At 49.9% G+C, this 17,157-nt stretch carries 15 protein-coding genes; 2 read left to right on the top strand and 13 right to left on the bottom strand.

The window, feature by feature from the left end:
* Positions 1 to 73 precede the first annotated feature (73 nt).
* Entirely contained in the window at positions 74 to 1,441 is a 1,368-nt protein-coding gene (locus tag BFC17_RS06675; protein WP_070175680.1) for a hypothetical protein, read from the bottom strand.
* A gap of 198 nt (positions 1,442 to 1,639) precedes the next feature.
* Between BFC17_RS06675 and BFC17_RS06670 the strand changes: the two genes are divergently transcribed.
* Entirely contained in the window at positions 1,640 to 2,053 is a 414-nt protein-coding gene (locus tag BFC17_RS06670; protein ID WP_139142013.1) for a hypothetical protein, read from the top strand.
* 88 nt (positions 2,054 to 2,141) lie between these two features.
* Here the strand turns inward: BFC17_RS06670 and BFC17_RS06665 are convergent, their stop codons facing one another.
* From BFC17_RS06665 to fabB, 6 genes are all read right to left on the bottom strand, one after another.
* Positions 2,142 to 2,609, bottom strand: coding sequence for a hypothetical protein (locus BFC17_RS06665; protein ID WP_070175678.1), 468 nt, complete (start codon positions 2,607 to 2,609; stop codon positions 2,142 to 2,144).
* Between the two features lie 43 nt (positions 2,610 to 2,652).
* Positions 2,653 to 3,186: a hypothetical protein gene (locus BFC17_RS06660; protein ID WP_070175677.1), complete on the bottom strand. Its 534-nt coding sequence runs from the start codon at positions 3,184 to 3,186 to the stop codon at positions 2,653 to 2,655.
* A 156-nt stretch (positions 3,187 to 3,342) separates the two neighbouring features.
* Positions 3,343 to 6,705, bottom strand: coding sequence for a FimV/HubP family polar landmark protein (locus BFC17_RS06655; RefSeq protein ID WP_070175676.1), 3,363 nt, complete (start codon positions 6,703 to 6,705; stop codon positions 3,343 to 3,345).
* Positions 6,706 to 7,096: 391 nt separating this feature from the next.
* Positions 7,097 to 8,113: an aspartate-semialdehyde dehydrogenase gene (locus BFC17_RS06650; RefSeq protein ID WP_070175675.1), complete on the bottom strand. Its 1,017-nt coding sequence runs from the start codon at positions 8,111 to 8,113 to the stop codon at positions 7,097 to 7,099.
* A 76-nt stretch (positions 8,114 to 8,189) separates the two neighbouring features.
* Positions 8,190 to 9,332, bottom strand: coding sequence for a 4-phosphoerythronate dehydrogenase (locus BFC17_RS06645; protein WP_070175674.1), 1,143 nt, complete (start codon positions 9,330 to 9,332; stop codon positions 8,190 to 8,192).
* Positions 9,333 to 9,442: 110 nt separating this feature from the next.
* Positions 9,443 to 10,657, bottom strand: coding sequence for a beta-ketoacyl-ACP synthase I (gene fabB, locus BFC17_RS06640; RefSeq protein ID WP_070175673.1), 1,215 nt, complete (start codon positions 10,655 to 10,657; stop codon positions 9,443 to 9,445).
* A 238-nt stretch (positions 10,658 to 10,895) separates the two neighbouring features.
* Between fabB and mnmC the strand changes: the two genes are divergently transcribed.
* Positions 10,896 to 12,914 (top strand): bifunctional tRNA (5-methylaminomethyl-2-thiouridine)(34)-methyltransferase MnmC2/FAD-dependent 5-carboxymethylaminomethyl-2-thiouridine(34) oxidoreductase MnmC1, encoded by a 2,019-nt coding sequence (gene mnmC, locus BFC17_RS06635; RefSeq protein ID WP_070175672.1) that lies wholly within the window; start codon positions 10,896 to 10,898, stop codon positions 12,912 to 12,914.
* A gap of 2 nt (positions 12,915 to 12,916) precedes the next feature.
* Here mnmC and BFC17_RS06630 read toward each other — a convergent pair whose 3' ends face one another.
* The 6 genes from BFC17_RS06630 to BFC17_RS06605 form a co-directional block, all read right to left on the bottom strand.
* Positions 12,917 to 13,627, bottom strand: a complete 711-nt coding sequence (locus BFC17_RS06630; protein ID WP_070175671.1) for a FlgO family outer membrane protein — start codon at positions 13,625 to 13,627, stop codon at positions 12,917 to 12,919.
* 5 nt (positions 13,628 to 13,632) lie between these two features.
* Positions 13,633 to 14,376, bottom strand: a complete 744-nt coding sequence (locus BFC17_RS06625; protein ID WP_070175670.1) for a FlgO family outer membrane protein — start codon at positions 14,374 to 14,376, stop codon at positions 13,633 to 13,635.
* A 5-nt stretch (positions 14,377 to 14,381) separates the two neighbouring features.
* On the bottom strand, positions 14,382 to 14,996 hold the full coding sequence (locus BFC17_RS06620) for a FlgO family outer membrane protein (RefSeq protein ID WP_070175669.1): 615 nt from the start codon (positions 14,994 to 14,996) through the stop codon (positions 14,382 to 14,384).
* Positions 14,997 to 15,106: 110 nt separating this feature from the next.
* A complete protein-coding gene (locus BFC17_RS06615; RefSeq protein WP_070175668.1) occupies positions 15,107 to 15,403 on the bottom strand; it encodes a YfcL family protein in 297 nt (98 codons plus the stop codon).
* A gap of 44 nt (positions 15,404 to 15,447) precedes the next feature.
* Complete coding sequence (locus BFC17_RS06610) at positions 15,448 to 16,572, bottom strand: ATP-NAD kinase family protein (RefSeq protein ID WP_070175667.1); 1,125 nt, start codon at positions 16,570 to 16,572, stop codon at positions 15,448 to 15,450.
* Positions 16,565 to 17,140: an elongation factor P hydroxylase gene (locus BFC17_RS06605; RefSeq protein WP_070175666.1), complete on the bottom strand. Its 576-nt coding sequence runs from the start codon at positions 17,138 to 17,140 to the stop codon at positions 16,565 to 16,567. Before BFC17_RS06605 ends, BFC17_RS06610 begins: the two co-directional genes overlap by 8 nt.
* Positions 17,141 to 17,157: the final 17 nt, after the last annotated feature.

Here is a 17,157-nt window from a genome sequence, read left to right as displayed (position 1 = left end):
CAGATATCCGTGCCAGTGTTGCTGGCCTGCAATCACATATGCGCTCAGGCCAACTCGGTATCAATGCTTAATGTCAATTGAATTTAAAAGTTTTTTCCAGAATAACACCGCCTTTTGTAGCGCCACCAGAGACCCATTCGCCAATAGGCGTGGTAGATGCGCCGGAAGAGAATTTCTTAGCCGTTATCCACCACACGTACCACTGTTTGGAGTGAGGATCCTGAATAGGCGTGGCAAATGTGAATTCATCCCAGCGATAATGCCACGTTGTCTTGGTACCCGTTAATGTAATTTCACCGGATAAACTAATATCCACATCGTTGTACTCTTCCTCGGACAATTCTTTTTCTTTTTGGACAATGCCTTTGCTGGTGAGCACCACCGGGCCATGATTACCAAATTTATAACGTGGTATCGCTAAAATCCGGTTCGCGATATCAATAAGCTTACTGTCGGTAGACTTGGCTTCAGGCAAGCTACTCTCACCTAGCAGTTTTTCGCGCAGCGCGCCATAACGCTGTTTAACCCCTTCAATGTAGGCGACACGATCGGTAACCGCTTTATTGGGTTGCTGGCCTAATCCTTTCTGGTATGCCACAAAGGAGTTAGCTATGGCCAGTTGGCGCTCAAAACCGGCGTACATTCGGGCTTCAGCCCCTTCGTTTAAAAAATAATTGGCCTGGTCGGAAGGATCATTAGGGTCAATTTGGTTATACCCCTGTAGTTCCCGGCCCTGCATTTCTGCTGCATGACGCAGGTTTTGCTCGGTAGTGACAACGGCTTCATTAACTTTTTTTACAATACTGTTGGCATAGTTTTTAAGTCGACTCAGATCCTGTTTATCGTACCTATCGCCACTTTGCGAAGGACCGGCATTAACCGGTAAATATGCATTCTTAGCAATATCATCCAATGCCGCAATCGCGCTTTCTGCTGTGCCTTTAGCTACGCCAGCCTTGTTAATCCACTGTCTGACCTGCTCTTCGGTAAAAGGCACCTTAAGCCAGCCCGGCGGCTGGTTGCTTCGAAAGGCTGTCTCGATTTTTGCCAGACGCGCCTGAACATCACCGGTTTGCTGTACTTGTTTCGTTCCTTCATTGATACCAACCTGAATAAGGTTGGCGTATTCCTGTAACTTTCTGGTTGCTGCAATCACATCCGGATCGTTTACCTGGGGATATTTGGCCAGCGCTTTTTTAAAGCGCTCATAAGACTGCTGCCACCGTTTAACATAGGCAGGATCCTGAAACGGTTTGGCACCGTTTTTATCCAGTTCTTGCATTGCACTGGTAATATCACGGGTAATTTTATTTACCCGCACCCGCTCGCCAGATACCAGCGGGCGAACATCGCCCTGGGCTGGAACGGCAATCGCTGTGCCTGCTGGCAGCGCAGAGGTAACCAACACAGCACCAATAAAAATAGTCGATAACAAACGCATTTTTTCACTCCATGAATATCACTTAGGCAACCGAATCCGTGGTTTAGAACTAACGACAATGGCTACACTTTAATCAACCATGCTAGCGAATTTTTCTGCTGCTGTGCAATAGGCAAATGGTTAAAAAAGGCGAATTTGAAGCCAGAGTCAGGGCGTGCTACGGTCAGTTTAGTAACAAGGAACACTAGGACCACAGGGATGGTAAACTCGACACGCCTTAGAATGATAACTGCGCTCTTTGGGTGGGTTCCCGCATTATTCCTGCTCCCCTTTGCCGCTATCGGCGCATTACTTGGCCTGGTTGCAGCTATAGAAGGCGACATCGTTTTTGGCATTCAGTATATGCTCACCGGTACAGGCGGTATTTTAGGTTTTATCGCAATGACCTCATTGGTTTGGCCGCGTAAACCGTCGTTTTATTCACGTTTATTTATGCTACTGGCGGGTCTGCTGTCACTTGCAACCGTGGCTTATATCGGGCAGTCACAAAGCCATCCATGGTTCAGGATAACACCTCATTTTATAGATATTTATCTGTTTTACAGCCCCCTTTTGGTGGGTGTAATCCAACTTGTGATGGCGTTATATACGCGGCATTCTGATGCCGTCTGACCCAATATTTTTAATGGCTGCAAGTGGTTTAATGACGAGTTACACTGCAACAACAGTTACTTATCTCACTACCCAGGGTTACTCAGTATTAAAAAAGCGCAAAACAGCTTTCACTATCGCCATTTAACCACTTCAACACTGATGCACTGGCAGACAGCCATTTTTTGGTGTCATTCAAAACGTATACAGACACCTCTGCAGGGCATGATTCTGTCGCCATGATATCTATAGCCTGCAAAAAGCCTCCCTCTACCGGATTTTTATACTCAACTAAGATTTTGGCTATTTGATTGGGTGAGGTTATTTCACCTTTTACAATGTCTTGCGTAGATAACGGAATAAACAGTCCGGCAGCAGGCACTAACGCATCTTCGTTTTGGGCATGGCATCTTGCAGTATTCCTTGCCACGACTGAATAGGTATCTGCGAAGCTTAAGGGAGAACAATATTGATCTATTTTGTAAGCATTGCTCCTCAACTCTTCTTCAGTATCGGGGATCGAAAAGCAGCCTACACAACCTAAAGCCAGCATTGCCATAACAATTATTTTCAACATATTTCTCCTGATAACCAACGCCATCCGAAACACAGATATGCTTTTACTTTTTGCATTCTTTTAAATGATTAGGCTTTAACTTGCCAAGGCTGTATTTGGTAAATAGTTCAGACAAACCGGTAAATTCCGCTTCTGAATTAAAATAGAGCTCGGTGGATACCGAACAATTTGTACCTAATCTCCAGGTTAAACGGCAGGTGTCAGGCGCATTAACTAACTCGTCATTAAGCCGCCATTTGTCGAACTCTATAGTTCTGGAAATATCGATGTGTAATTTTTGGTCTAATGTAGGGAGAAGTGACAATGCTTGCTCTATGGCAACGTGGCATTGAGATTCATCCAGCTTTGCGTATCCCCGAGCCAATTTAATACCTATACTGTTTTCAAATTGTTCGATGACATTTTGTGGCTGCGGCAAACCAAAACCTGAAGATACGCTCAGGTGACCACCTCTGCATAATGGTTCTTCAACGACGTCAGTCATAAAAGCATTAATACTTTCAGCGATAACTGAAACCTTTCTTCTGCCTAATGAGTGCCCCCAGACACTCGATTTTGGCGGCAGATATCTGAACATGGTCATCCTGCCCCCCTATTTTAATGTATTCACGGTAACAAGGACGCTTAGTCATCCCTGATATCGTTTTCAATTCAGGGATGACTGACCACCGTTAGACCGATGACATAGAGAATGGTGATACTGGCCAACGTCAAATTAAGTGCTGGCCCTAATTTAGAGGGTTACCAGCAGGTTTTTCGCTTCAACCTGTTGTGCTTCTGAACCTTTTTCAAGTACTTCTTCAAGCAGTTCCCGCGCCGCTTCAGGATCTTCCATTTCGATGTACACCCGGGCTAAGTCCAGGTTAGCGTTCTGACCGGCATCTTTATCGATATCAAACACATCGTCGTCATCACTGATACCGGTAAACTCAGATAAACTAACGTCGAGGTCTAAATCACGCTCATCTTCATCCTGTGGTATGTCGTCGGCTTCTGCCATGAGTGTTTCAACATCCACATAATCGTCTTCGGCGGCTACCTCAGACACAGGCTGACTGGCCGGCGCAGGCCTATCCAGCTCGTCCTGCTCGCTGAACAACGCATTTAAATCCAGATCCGGATTATCCAGTACCAATTCTTCAGGTTCTGGTTTTGAGTCTGTCTCCGGCTCACTGTCAATAGCGCCCAGTAACTCGTCAAAATCACTGTTATTCAGCTCATCCAGAATTGCCGACTCATCGTCGCTATCGCTTTCTGACAGCCAGTCATCCAGTCCCGGCACGTCGTCGAGTTCTTCAAATTTATCGGCTAACGCAGGCTCGGTTTCTTCGCCAGGCAAAATACCATCTTGTTCCTGCTCGAGTTCGAAACTGTCGATTTCGTTTTCGAAATCAGCCAACGCCTGATCCAGTATGTCGTCGTCAACATCGTCTGAATCAGCAGATTCAGGCATGTCAAAGCCACCAGACAGTGATGGAATATCTTCCATCATCTGCTTGTCAAACTCGGCCAGTGCCTGATCGAGCGCATCCTGAGATTCATCCATTAAGTCTGGCTCTGGCTCTGGCTCTGGCTCTGGCTCTGGCTCTGGCTCTGGCTCTGGCTCTGCAGTAGTTTCCGCTACGCTGTCTTGCTCTTCAAAACCTTCAGGGGTTAAATCAAAGTCTTCTTCACCCAGCTCAGCATCAGCCTCGGGCTGTTCCTGTTCGGCTGACTCAGCAGCGTCCAGCTCGTTTAGTTCCTGAATCAGGGTCTGAGTTAAATCCTCTTCCTCATCCTCAGCTTCAAGTTCGGCCAGTAAATCATCGGTCAGTGGATCGTCAAACGGGTCAGTTTCCTCATCGGCAACCTCTTCATCGATCTGCACTGCATCGGGTTCAGATTCAACCACATCATCATCATCGCCGGCATCGAGCTCACTTAACAACTCACGAGTCAGGTCATCTTCCAGATCTGACTCATCAAAGTCATCGCTGATATCCGCCTCAAGACCGGAGTCAGGCTCATCAGAAAGCGTATCTTCTTCGGTTGACTCAACGGCTTCCAGCTCTGCCAGCAGTTCGTCAGTCAGGTCGTCGGCAACATCCTGCTCAAAAACCGTTTCATCCAACTCGTCCCCGGTATTGGCCGCAGTCAGTGAAAAGGCATTGTCATCCTCATCTTCCTCTGGCAGTTCGGCTTCCAGCTCGGCCAGCAATTCGTCAGACAGCGGGTCATCAAAGGCATCCGCATTTTCAATATTGTCAAAATCGATTTCTTCTAAATCATCGGTAATATCATCGATGCTTTGCAGTTTAGACTCATCCTGCGCGTCGCCACTGGCCAGGCCGGCATCATCGAGCAGATCGCCTTCTTCGTCTTCATCATCCAGCTCGCCGGCTAAATCGCCCATCATCTCGATTTGTTCGATTTCACCAATAATGCTGTCGGTCAGTCTATCCAGCGCCTGCGACTGCTGGGTAATTTCTTCATCGAGTTTCTCCAGCATTTCTTCGCCAACCGGGCCATCATCTACCGGTAATTTGGCTTTATCTTCATCACTGAGTTTATTGGCTTCCAGCAAGTCATCAATGGAGATTTCCGGCGCATCGTCTTCTTCGTCTTCGCTCGGTGCAGCATTAGTATCGCCAGCGCCCTGAGTTGCCGCCAGTAACGCATCAATATCATCAACATCTGTTATGTCGCCAGCGTCATCATCAGCCTCTGGAGCCTGAGTCGCTTCGGTCTGGTATACCTGTTCAGGATCTTCCAGTAACGCTGCCAACTCTTCATCAGAGGTTGGTTCAGCTTCGTCGTCTTCCGGCAGAGCGTCTTCATCAAAACTGGCCAGCTCTTCGTTGCTGCCTTCATCAAAACCTTCCAACAGATCATCGGCATCCGACAAGTCAATGGCATCATCGGCGTCGTCATTGGCATCGTCATTGGCAAACTCATCATCAAATAAGCTGTCGAGATCGTCCTGACCAAGTTCACCGTCGCCTTCTTCGAAGATGTCATTATCGCTGTCGGCGGGCACCAGCATATCGTCATTCAAATCAGCGAAGGTGTCGTCATCGTTCAGCGACTCTTCAAGCTCGGTAGACAGGACATCGTCGAGTAAATCATCGTCATTAAAGAGCTCTTCATCAGACAACTCCTCACCTGCCAGATCGGTTTCCAGAGCCGTGGATAAATCGGCTATGCCTTCGTCGGGCTCAGGCACGGCTTCTTTGGTCGGCAGTGTCATCTCATCTGATGGCTGACTCTTACGCTTCATCAGCCAGACTATCAGACCGGCGATCAGCGACAGGGTTAACAACCCGGAGCCAGCAATTAATGCCATGGGGCTGGTCAGCAGGTGCATGATAGAATTCGCTTCTTCGGCTTCCTTCGCCGCTCTTTCACTGAGCAACAATTCACGCTGTTCCCGCTGTAGCGCCAACAGTTCGTCGACCTTCAAATCAACTTCGTCATCCACCCGGCCACGCAGCGCGCTAAGCTCGGTATTAATCTGGTCAATGCGCTCGTACAGCTTACGGTTATCGTCAAGCAGTGCCTGCACACTGTCGATTGAGGCTGCAAACTGATTACGCAGCTCTTCAAACTGACGGGCCTGCGACTGATCAATTTGATTGAGTTGTTGTTCTATTTGTGTTTTGGTCTGGGTAAGATCGTCCTGATTAACCAAAGGAACCGGTGGTTTGAGATTTTGCAGACTGTCACCGGGCTGACTGGCCATACGGGCAAATGCCGCGTCATCGGCATCGGCTTTCTGGCGGGCTTTCTCGCGGTCAATGCGGGCAATATAACGCTCTGACGGCAGCTTTAACGTTGCGCCATCTACCATCAGATTAAGGTTATTTTGTTCAAAGGCATCAGGATTGAGCTCATAAATCGCTACCATCACCTGATAAATGGACAAATTAGGATTTTGCCGATAACGGCTGGCAACACGCCACAAGGTGTCATTGGAATCAATAGGACCAAACACCACACCAGAATACTGGTTGGTTGCGTCTTTAGGACCTCTTAATGGCGTATTTTGTGCGGCAACCGGGTCGCTTACCATGCTGATCAGCATCATCAGTAGTATGCAGCCGGTTAAATGCAATTTCATAGCGTTCCTTTTTTGCCCTCAAGCGTAATGCACCAGCGTATTAACGCGGTTCACATTCGCGATGCCAGTCCCGTATCGTTAGCGCGGACAAGCTGGCGTGTTTGTTGTTATGTTGGCAATATTCCCGGCGCCTTACCAGGACGGCAAGCATTTGCATCTGACTTGCCTTGCGCAGCAAATTGCTTTGCCATTTTTTTACAAAATCTTTATTTAAAATATAAACCAGTTGGTCGGGTCGATCTAGAAAATGTTGCAAGATGATGACCTTTCCCGCCAATTTATCGCTGATAGTGTAAAACACGTAACGCTAAAACCAACAAAAGCGGGAACAAGCCCGCTTTTGTTATATCGACCACTACGGTCAGAAGTTTAGAACGCTCAGCGCGTTAGCTTACAAATAATCGCGAATCAGTACTTCGGCAATTTGTACGCTGTTGGTTGCCGCACCCTTACGGATGTTGTCAGACACAACCCACATGTTCAGACCATTGGGATGAGTGATATCGTTACGGATACGACCTACGTGCACCAAATCGTTGCCGCTCGCGCTGCTAACCTGCGTTGGGAACTCTTCGCGCGCATCATAAACCTTAACGCCCGGCGCATTAGCCAGTAATTGTTTCACTTCTTCCGCGCTGATTGGCTGACGGGTTTCGATGTGAATGGCTTCGCCATGGCCAAAGAATACCGGCACACGTACTGCAGTCGGGTTAACCAGGATTGAATCATCACCCATGATTTTCTTGGTTTCCCATGACATTTTCATTTCTTCTTTGGTGTAGTCATTGTCCATGAATACATCAATTTGCGGGATTGCATTAAACGCAATCTGGCGGCTGAACGCTTCTGGCGTGATTTCACGCGCGCTCAGCAGATCCGCTGTTTGCTTGGCCAGTTCTTCCATTGCAGATTTACCGGCACCAGATACCGACTGGTAAGTACAAACGTTAATACGATCAATACCCACTGCGTCCTGAATTGGCTTTAACGCCACCAGCATCTGGATAGTAGAACAGTTAGGGTTAGCAATGATGTTACGGTTGCGGAAATCCGCCAGGGCATGGGCGTTAACTTCCGGCACAACCAGTGGGATATCCGGCTCGTAACGGTAGTGCGAAGTGTTATCGATTACGATACAACCCGCTTCTGCTGCGATAGGCGCATATTTAGCTGACACACTGCCACCGGCAGAGAAGAAACCAAACTGAACCTGTGACCAGTCAAACTCGTCCGCATTCAGTACTTCTACTTCTTCGCCCTTAAACGTAATCGTACCGCCGGCAGAACGTTTACTGGCTAACGGAAACAGTTTTGCAACAGGAAACTTCCGCTGTTCCAGAATTTCAATCATGGTCTGACCAACCAGACCGGTGGCACCAAGAACGGCTACGTTAAAGGCTTGTGACATAGTAGGTTAAGCTCCTAATATTCTAACTTGGCAGGTATCTGCCATTGTAAAAAAACTGACTTTTTCTTATCTGTCGTTATTTTAGGTTAAAGCCTAATTCAGCAAGCTGTGCTTGCTGTGTGGGATCTAACAGCGAGGTATTCAGCACGTGATGACCGGCTAATTCTCTGCGGATCCGATAATTTTTGCGCATTGCACTGAAAGTTTCAGGCCCTGCCAGCCCCTGACGGAAGTTCTTGTCGTCTTCTTTTACGTCGTATACCGACAGCATCAGCGCTATCGCGGGGGCCAGATTGTCGCTTTGATCGCTGCATAATTCAAGGGCTACGTGCAAATTTGGCTGTTCGGGTAAAAAATCGCTCAGAGATTTCTCTGCCGTTACGCCAAGCAAGTCACAAATGGCCTCGTAAACCATCTGTGTGCCTGAATATTTGCCCTCTACACTGTGACCGGCAATATGCGGCGTAGCCAACCACAGGTAAGGTAATAAATCGGCGTCAATGGCCGGTTCATTGGCAAACACATCAAGCACCACTCGGGGAGCGTTTTCAGTCTGTAAGCGTTGTTTGAGCGCTGGTTCGTCGATAACTTCACCGCGACAGGCATTGATCAGCAATTGTTTGTCGGTTAACTGCGCCAGTACCTGCGCATCAATCAGATTACCAGTGGGGTAATCCCCCTCTTTAACGAAAGGCACATGCAGCGTAATCACGTCGCAATCAAGAATACTTTGCCAGTCACAAAACGAGCGCGAATCGCCTTGTTGCTGTAACGGCGGGTCGTACAGCTTGTAAGCCACGCCAAAGGCGTCCAGCAACTGACTTAACGCTGTGCCGACATGCCCTGCCCCCAAAATACCCACAGTGGCCTTGGCTAAATCAGTAAAGTTTTCCGCATGGGCATTACACAGCACGCTTAACACGTATTCGGCAACTGCCTGAGCATTGCATCCGGCCGCCGACATCCAGTAAATGCCCTGAGCATCGAGATAACGGGTGTCGAGATGATTGATACCGGCTGTAGCGGTGCCAACCAGCGTCAGGCGATTAGCGCAACTAAGCAGTTCCGGGGTTACCGTGGTAGTAGAGCGTACGGCCAGTACATCCACATCCACCAGTTGTTCAGGCGTCAACGTTCCCACGTCATAGCCCTGGGCATCACCCAGCGACGCGAAATAGTCCTGTGCCAAAGGCAACGATTTTTCATAGCGTATTTTCATGCTGCGCAGTGTAACTTAAGTCGCTGGCACAAAGAAATTGTTTAGGGAGATTTGTAATGCAGGAAAAGAGATTAGCCGGAATTTGTGCTCCGGCTAATAATAGCAATAGCTTATTTTACGAAACGCTTCATTACCAGTGATGCGTTAGTACCACCAAAACCGAAACTGTTAGACATTACGGTGTTCAGTGTCGCTTCACGAGTGCTGGTAACTACATCCAGACCCGCTGCCGCTTCGTCCAGATTATCAATGTTAATCGACGGCGCAATAAAACCGTGTTTCATCATTAACAGGCTGTAAATGGCTTCGTTTACGCCAGCCGCGCCCAGCGCGTGACCAGTGAGTGATTTGGTTGACGCCAGCGGTACGCCAGACTGACCAAATACTTCCTGAATAGCTGCCAGCTCCTTCACGTCACCAACCGGTGTAGAGGTACCGTGGGTGTTCAGGTAATCGATAGGCGCATCGATGCCTTGCAGTGCCATTTGCATACAACGCACAGCGCCTTCGCCCGATGGTGCTACCATGTCGTAGCCATCAGAAGTTGCGCCGTATCCCGCTACTTCGGCATAGATAGTTGCACCACGTGCAAGTGCGTGCTCGAGTTCTTCAACCACAACCATACCGCCACCGCCAGAGCTAACAAAGCCATCACGGTCAGCATCGTAAGTACGCGACGCCGTTGCCGGGTTATCGTTGTACTTGGTTGATAATGCGCCCATGGCATCAAACTGACCAGACAGCGCCCAGCTCAGTTCTTCACCACCACCGGCAAACACGACATCCTGTTTACCCAGTTGAATCAACTCCAGCGCATGACCGATACAGTGAGCACTGGTAGCACAGGCTGAAGAAATGGAGTAGTTAACCCCTAAAATTTTAAACGGTGTTGCCAGACAGGCTGATACCGTTGAGCCCATACAACGCGGCACCATGTAAGGTCCTACGCGTTTAATGCCTTTTTCACGGATGACGTCAGCAGAGCCCACCTGGTTAAAGGAAGAACCGCCACCAGAGCCAGCCACGATACCAGTACGAATGTTAGAAACATCAGACGCTTCCAGACCACTGTCGGCTACGGCTTGTTGCATAGCGACAAAAGCATAGGCCGCAGCATCACCCATAAAGCGCATGGCTTTACGATCGATGTGGTCTTTAAAGTCGATATCAACATTACCCCACACCTGGCTGCGCAGACCCATTTCTGCAAATTCTTCGGAAAAGGTAATACCAGATTTGCCTGCTTTTAGTGACGCGGTCACTTCGTCTTGATTTGTGCCAATACTGGATACAATACCCAGCCCTGTAATAACTGCTCTTCTCATAATTATCCTTTTGCGTTAGTGCCGCATATGGTAATGATTTTGTGACACTAAGTGGTCTGCTCTTTTGCGACCCTGTTCTACGTGATTTGGTGAAAAATTTCCACCACAATACAAGATTTTTACAATTGTAGTGGATTTCGACCGCTTTGTCGGCTCTGGGTTCGATTTCTGTCATGCTTTTTTGATTGCTGCTATTATAGCGCGCTTTTAATTAACGACCTGAACTGTTATCCACGCTATGAGTACACGCCTGCAAGCTGCCAACGTCCACTTTAACGAAGCCGGAACGCCGGTGGCGGATAGTTTTGATGATGTCTATTTCTCCAATGACAGCGGTTGTGATGAAACCCTGCATGTGTTTATTAATGGTAACGATCTGACTGAGCGCTGGCTCACATGGCAGGCTCCCCATTTTGTGATTGGAGAAACCGGCTTCGGCACCGGGCTTAACTGCCTTATTGCCATGCAGGCGTTTAAACAGTTCAGAGCAAGCCACCCGGATCATCCGCTAAAACAGCTGTACATTGTCAGTACCGAGAAATTTCCTATCGCGGTTGAGGATCTCAAGCGGGCGCTGGCGGTGTTTCCGGCCGTAGCCGAAGAAGTAAACGCCTTAGTCTCACTTTACCCGCCTGCCTTGCCAGGATGTCATCGTTTGGATTTTACTGCGTGGCATACCTGTGTCGACCTGTGGATGGGTGATGTTCACGAGCTGTTGCCGCAGTGGCATTGCCCCCTGAACGGCTTAATAGATGCCTGGTTTTTAGACGGCTTCGCGCCCAGTAAAAACCCGGACATGTGGACCGACGCCTTATTTGGGCAAATGGCACGTTTAAGTAAAACCGGCGCGACCTTTGCCACCTTCACTGCGGCAGGCATTGTTAAACGCGGTTTGAAGGAAGCCGGTTTTGCAATTGTGAAGCGCAAGGGGTTTGGCCGTAAGCGGGATATGCTTACTGGCTATCTGGCCACCGCGCCGGCCCGGAGGGTTACTACGCCCTGGCATTATCGTTACCCGGCTACGCCGGCAACAACCAGGGAGCATATCGCCATAATCGGTGCTGGCCTGGCAGGCAGCACTCTGGCACTGGCACTTTGTCAGCGAGGCATAAAGGTCAGTTTATTTGGTCATGGCAGTGCGCCTGCTGATGGCGCTTCGGGCAATCGCCAGGGCGGTTTCTACCCGCAGTTGCAGGCTGATCAGAGTAATCCGGCGCTGATCCAGGCGCATGGCTTTTTATATGCTAAACGGCATTATGATGGCCTGACCGCCCGGGAACTTAGCTTTACCTACGATAACTGTGGCGTGTTATTGCTGGGTTTTAGTGAGGAAGTTACTAAGCGCCAGCAAAACCTGCTGGCAAAAGCGCTCTGGCCAGAGCAACTGATTCACCCTGTTAGCGCCGATGAGGCCTGTGCTATTAGTGGCATCGACATTCATAACGAGGCCTTGTTTGTGCCTGCCGGTGGCTGGTTATGCCCGGCAGAAGTTGTCGGGGCGCAGCTCACCGCTGCGCGCCAAACCGGCTTGTTGCAGGAGTTTTATGACTCTCGTTTAAGCCTGACATCCCACCAGGATACCGTTGTTTTAAGTAACCACGAAAAAGACATTGCGGCCGACCGTATTGTGATTGCCGCAGGCCATGAATGTACCGAATTTGAGCAATTAGCCCACCTGCCCTTACGGCCGGTACGCGGTCAGGTAGAAGCTATTCCAACTCAACAACCCCTGAACCAGTTAACTACCGTGTTGTGCCACAAAGGCTATTTAACCCCCGGCTGGCAAGGGCGACACGCGCTGGGCTCCACCTATGTAAAAGGTGATACCGATACCACTGTGCGAGAGACGGAAACCGGGCAGAATCTGGCTACCCATGCCAAGGCCTTAGCCGACTACGACTGGGCGCACTCAATTAGTCATGACAATACCGCGCGGGCATCTGTTCGCCTGGGCAGCGCCGATCATCAGCCCATTGTAGGCAGTGTGATAAACCCGGCAACCACAACTGCTCGCTATCGGGAACTGTATAAAGGTAAACATGTCAGCCAATACGAGGTGGCGTTAGAAGATCAGAAAGTGCTGGTAATGACAGCACTGGGGTCGCGCGGCTTAACCACGGCACCGCTGATGGCGGAAATTCTGGCCAGTCAGCTTTGCCACCAACCCTTGCCAATGAGTGAGACGCTGTTACAGGCGCTGGCGCCGGAGCGCTTTATGCTGCGAACGTTTAAACGCCCGCCCGAAGAAACCGAATAAGCTTATTCGGTTTCGATAACCGGGGCCATTGGTACCAGTGAAGTCACAATAAAAGACGGGATAAACACGTTAGCGCTGGCCACTACGCGCTGTTTTTCCAACGATATAATCCGTGCGTTAACACTTACGCCGCGGGGCTGTTCCACCAGTGTACCGGTAAGCACATGATCCATTTCCATGCGTTTGGCAATCCGGCGGCCCTCCCGACTCAGGGCTAAATCACCGTAGGGTGTGACATCCAGAGTGTTGGCAAGTTTAAAATCCACCACGCCCAGACCATAATGCTGTAATTCGGCAATCAGGTATTCCGCAAGCTGATTACCTAAAACAGTGGTTTCCCGCAGCGAGCGATTAAATCGAACAAAACTGGCAATGCCGATCAGCTGATTAGTGTTTACCTGAACCGAGCCTTCCATTAACGACATGGCCAGACTGGCGGCATAATCATTAAGTGCTTTGTGAGTCATATCCGGTGAAAAGCCAGTTTGTAACGGGTCCTGATAACCCTGCGTATTCTGCCTGACCCGGTACATTTCGATGTCGCGGGAATCCGGGCGGTATTCAAGACCGCTATCGGCCGGCGGACGAACCTGTAGCTGACCAGTCTGCATCGCCCCCTCGTCTTCGCCAAACCAGAAGTAGCCCGATTTAGACTGACTGGCACAGCCGGCTAACAATACTAAGCAGGAAATGAGGCTGATGATCTGGCGCATATTGGTTAACCCCGGCTTAATTTAACGCCATCGCGCATAATACCGCGCTCGCTGCCATCGCTTGGAATCAGCGCATCAGCCACGTAAAACGGGATCAGCATTTGCGCACTGGCCACCACGGCGCGGGACTGAATACCAATGATTCGGGCATTGACCATGACACCGCCCTGGTGCTTAGCCATCGTGCCGGTGAGCACATATTCCATGGGCAGGCTTGAATCAAGTTCCAGATAATCCCGGGTTAAGACAAAATCACCGTCTTCGGTAATACGTATAAAATCGGTGGCTTTATAGTCGATTACCGGAATACGAAACTTGTGTAGTTCGTGTACAAAAGACTCCGCCATTTGCTGACCTAATAAATTGGTTTGCTGCAGATTAGAGTCCAGCAACGCAAAGTGAGTGACACCTACCGGCGTTTTATTGGTAACGTACTCCATGTTGGCAATCAAATCCTGCGTCAGCGCTTTTACGTAATCGCCGATATGCTTGGTTAGTGGCCGGCCCTTATAAGCGCCCTGGACACTGGAATACAAAGGCGGCTGACCTAATGCGCCAAAGCTATCGACCTCTTCGGCTGCCATGGGTTCGTGATCCAATCGATCTGCCGCGGTAATGTCCACCACGTTTAGCGCTGGCATTTTTTCAGGCTTAGCCGCTTGTACCATTTCTTCATCAACGCTTTGACAGCCGCTTAATGCGCCTGCCAGGATAAGAATGCCAAGCCCTGTTCTCGCTGCCCTTTGCATAATGATTACCTTTTATTCTCTGTTCGATATAACCGGCCGTTACGGGTGGTCACCTGCTCTTCCAGCCAGAATAACTCGGCGGGGAAAAAGCGGGTTGCGGCTGCTACCACGTCGCGGGTACGCGCATTGATAATTCGCGCATTCACCATGGCCCCTCCCTGCTGATAAACCAGCGTACCGGTAATAAAAAAGTCCACCCGTTCGATGGCCGACAGCTGTTCGACATTGCGAGACAGTACCCGGTCGGACTTTTCTCCTACTATTATATCGTTCGTCAGCTTAAACTCTTGAGCCGTAAATCCACGTTTTGTGGCTTCGGTGAGCATGCCTTCCTCCAACTGATGCCCCAGTAACTGCAAGGGATGCTGAAAGTTTTCGTTATAGCTGAGCGAGTCCACCGGCACAAATCCGGTAACGGCATAGCGGGTCTGACGGGCCGGGCGGATATTGGCGAACAGTTCGTTAGCCAGTACGTAAGTGTGGTATTCAACATTACCCAGTGCCGGCACCGGCACCTGGTCGTTAGTCATTTCCATGTTTTGCGGGGCAGAACTGCACCCTGCCAGCAAAACGGTTGCCAGCAGCGTGAAAAACGTAGTGTGTAGTAAAAATTGACGCATATCGGGATCCTGCGTAATGCTCTACGCGAGGGGCTGCAATTATCGCACCAATTTAAATCGCCTATAAAACGGCGCTTACAGCAGCAGGGGCGGCAACTTTATGCCACCAGTTATAAGGCACTTAGCAATTTTTGCCACAAGGCAAAAACTGCCTGCTGGTCGGCAGGTTCCAGCTCATTGTTAGTAAAAGCGTCTTGCAGGCTTTGGCGCAGCGCCTCATCAAGACTGGCAACCGAAGCGGTGTCGTCCAGCTCCAGCTTGCGAGCTTCCACGGCAAAATGGCCCTGCAAGTAGCTGGCAATAAATAACTCATCATCGCTGCCGTGATCCACTACGCCATCCAGCGCTGTGTCAATGGATTCTACCGCCTGTACAAATGCGGGGCTGGCTTTTACCTGTTGTTGCATTGGCTTATTTCTCACTTTCGCTTAAAGGTTATATTGGATTTGCGTTATTGCAGCGGATAATAAACACGGTCGTCATAACCGGTGATCACGGCGATAATGCCCGCCATTTGCGCATCCAAACTTTCATCGCCAGTGTCGCTGCGCAAGGGGCGTCCATCCAGCTGCTGCAGTTTTTGCTTGGTGGCGGCTATCCAGATATTGTCACGGCCGATAGTTCTGAGTACGGCCGGGCTCAACTGCTGATTGCCGCGGCCAAAAACATGGCCCTGCCCGCCGATGGCCGTAATAATTAATCGTGTCGGCTTACCATCCACCAGCGCCAGTAACTGCCGGGCATTGCAATCTGTGGCGATTAATTCGCCGTTTTGTACCACATCGACACCCAACAAGGTGTTTGGTAACCCCAGTCTCGACATGACTTCGGCCACCGTTGAACCCGAGCCCATAACATACAAATGCTCGGTATCGTCCTGAATGATTTCGCTTAAGTACTCGGCGATATCATTGATCACCATGGACTCATCTTCGCGACCGCCCATTTTAACCGACTGCACATAAGTTAATTCGTCCGGCACCTGCATTTCACCATAATGACAAGCGCGGACCTTACCTTCGCGGAAGGCGCTTTCATCAATATCGCGGACTTCGGCCTGGCGCACGCTGACCAGCTCACCGGTGAGCATTTTAGCCACTACATCTCCGGCAGCGGATGGCGTTACCGCATACACCCCTGAGTGAATTTTAACGCCGGCTGGTACACCCAGCACCGGCACTTTATCTTCGACAATGGCGCACACATTACGCGCAGTACCGTCACCACCAGCAAACAAAATAAGGTCAACACCAATGGCAACCAGTTCTCGTACCATATTTTCAGTATCAGCGAAGGTGGTATCGTTACTTTGCGTGGAATAGATCACCTGATAGTCCAGGCCCAGCCCGGCGCAACAGTCTTCCCCCATTTCGCCACTGGCAGTAAAGACCGCCAGATTATCAAAACCGGTGAGTTTACTCAGGGCACGGGTCATTTTTTCGTTGGCCAGCTTGGACGCCCCCTGAGCCAGTGCCTGCTGCCGAATGCTCTCGCCATCACTGCCTTTAAAGGCAAGCGCGCCACCAATACCGGCAAAGGGGTTTATCACTACGCCGAGTCGAAACAGGTTAGTCATGGGGATAATCCTTAGCCAGAAAATCAGTTGTTAACTCAGGGCCGTTAAATCTGTCGCGCAGCGCATCAATAAACAAGCTTGCCCGCTCGGGAAAACCGCTTTGCAAATAGGATAGTAACTGCGCCCGTACCCGGCGGGTAAACCCCGCCCGGTCCGGCTCGGCACCGTTCAGGTTATCAGTGCTCACCTGAAATCTTCGATTGGCAGCAATCGTCATGGCCCATTCGATGGCCTGAGGTTTGACTTCGACCTGTTCAAACTCACGCTGCTGCGTGGCATCTCGCCCATCAGGGCAGTACCAGTAGCCATAATCCTCCAGCAATCGGCGCTGTTCACCGGCTATACACCAGTGGGCAATTTCGTGCAGTGCACTGGAAAAATATCCGTGGGCAAACACCACCTGATGATAAGGGGTTTGCGCAGTGGCAGGCAGATACACCGGCTCATGGCCGCCTCTGATCAGGCGCGTGTTGAAGTCTCTACTGAAGGTCGCATCAAAAAGCGCCATCAATGGCCCGACTTCAGCATCGCCATCATCTATTGCGGTCTCGGCCCTTAGTTCTAGCATTACGTTTTAACTTAACG

The sequence above is a fragment of the Marisediminitalea lipolytica genome, from assembly GCF_001758465.1.
Taxonomy (GTDB): Bacteria; Pseudomonadota; Gammaproteobacteria; order Enterobacterales; family Alteromonadaceae; genus Alteromonas; species Alteromonas lipolytica.
Note: the sequence above shows the minus strand (reverse complement) of the source record. Positions and strands in the feature narration are given on the sequence as shown.

What these genes read in the sequence shown, in the direction of transcription:
- BFC17_RS06670 (WP_139142013.1), top strand. Translation starts at nt 1,640, where the DNA reads ATGGTAAACTCGACACGCCTTAGAATGATAACTGCGCTCTTTGGGTGG.
- BFC17_RS06645 (WP_070175674.1), bottom strand. Translation starts at nt 9,332, where the DNA reads ATGAAAATACGCTATGAAAAATCGTTGCCTTTGGCACAGGACTATTTC.
- BFC17_RS06650 (WP_070175675.1), bottom strand. Translation starts at nt 8,113, where the DNA reads ATGTCACAAGCCTTTAACGTAGCCGTTCTTGGTGCCACCGGTCTGGTT.
- BFC17_RS06675 (WP_070175680.1), bottom strand. Translation starts at nt 1,441, where the DNA reads ATGCGTTTGTTATCGACTATTTTTATTGGTGCTGTGTTGGTTACCTCT.
- BFC17_RS06630 (WP_070175671.1), bottom strand. Translation starts at nt 13,627, where the DNA reads ATGCGCCAGATCATCAGCCTCATTTCCTGCTTAGTATTGTTAGCCGGC.
- BFC17_RS06615 (WP_070175668.1), bottom strand. Translation starts at nt 15,403, where the DNA reads ATGCAACAACAGGTAAAAGCCAGCCCCGCATTTGTACAGGCGGTAGAA.
- mnmC (WP_070175672.1), top strand. Translation starts at nt 10,896, where the DNA reads ATGAGTACACGCCTGCAAGCTGCCAACGTCCACTTTAACGAAGCCGGA.
- BFC17_RS06625 (WP_070175670.1), bottom strand. Translation starts at nt 14,376, where the DNA reads ATGCAAAGGGCAGCGAGAACAGGGCTTGGCATTCTTATCCTGGCAGGC.
- BFC17_RS06660 (WP_070175677.1), bottom strand. Translation starts at nt 3,186, where the DNA reads ATGTTCAGATATCTGCCGCCAAAATCGAGTGTCTGGGGGCACTCATTA.
- fabB (WP_070175673.1), bottom strand. Translation starts at nt 10,657, where the DNA reads ATGAGAAGAGCAGTTATTACAGGGCTGGGTATTGTATCCAGTATTGGC.
- BFC17_RS06610 (WP_070175667.1), bottom strand. Translation starts at nt 16,572, where the DNA reads ATGACTAACCTGTTTCGACTCGGCGTAGTGATAAACCCCTTTGCCGGT.
- BFC17_RS06655 (WP_070175676.1), bottom strand. Translation starts at nt 6,705, where the DNA reads ATGAAATTGCATTTAACCGGCTGCATACTACTGATGATGCTGATCAGC.
- BFC17_RS06620 (WP_070175669.1), bottom strand. Translation starts at nt 14,996, where the DNA reads ATGCGTCAATTTTTACTACACACTACGTTTTTCACGCTGCTGGCAACC.
- BFC17_RS06665 (WP_070175678.1), bottom strand. Translation starts at nt 2,609, where the DNA reads ATGTTGAAAATAATTGTTATGGCAATGCTGGCTTTAGGTTGTGTAGGC.
- BFC17_RS06605 (WP_070175666.1), bottom strand. Translation starts at nt 17,140, where the DNA reads ATGCTAGAACTAAGGGCCGAGACCGCAATAGATGATGGCGATGCTGAA.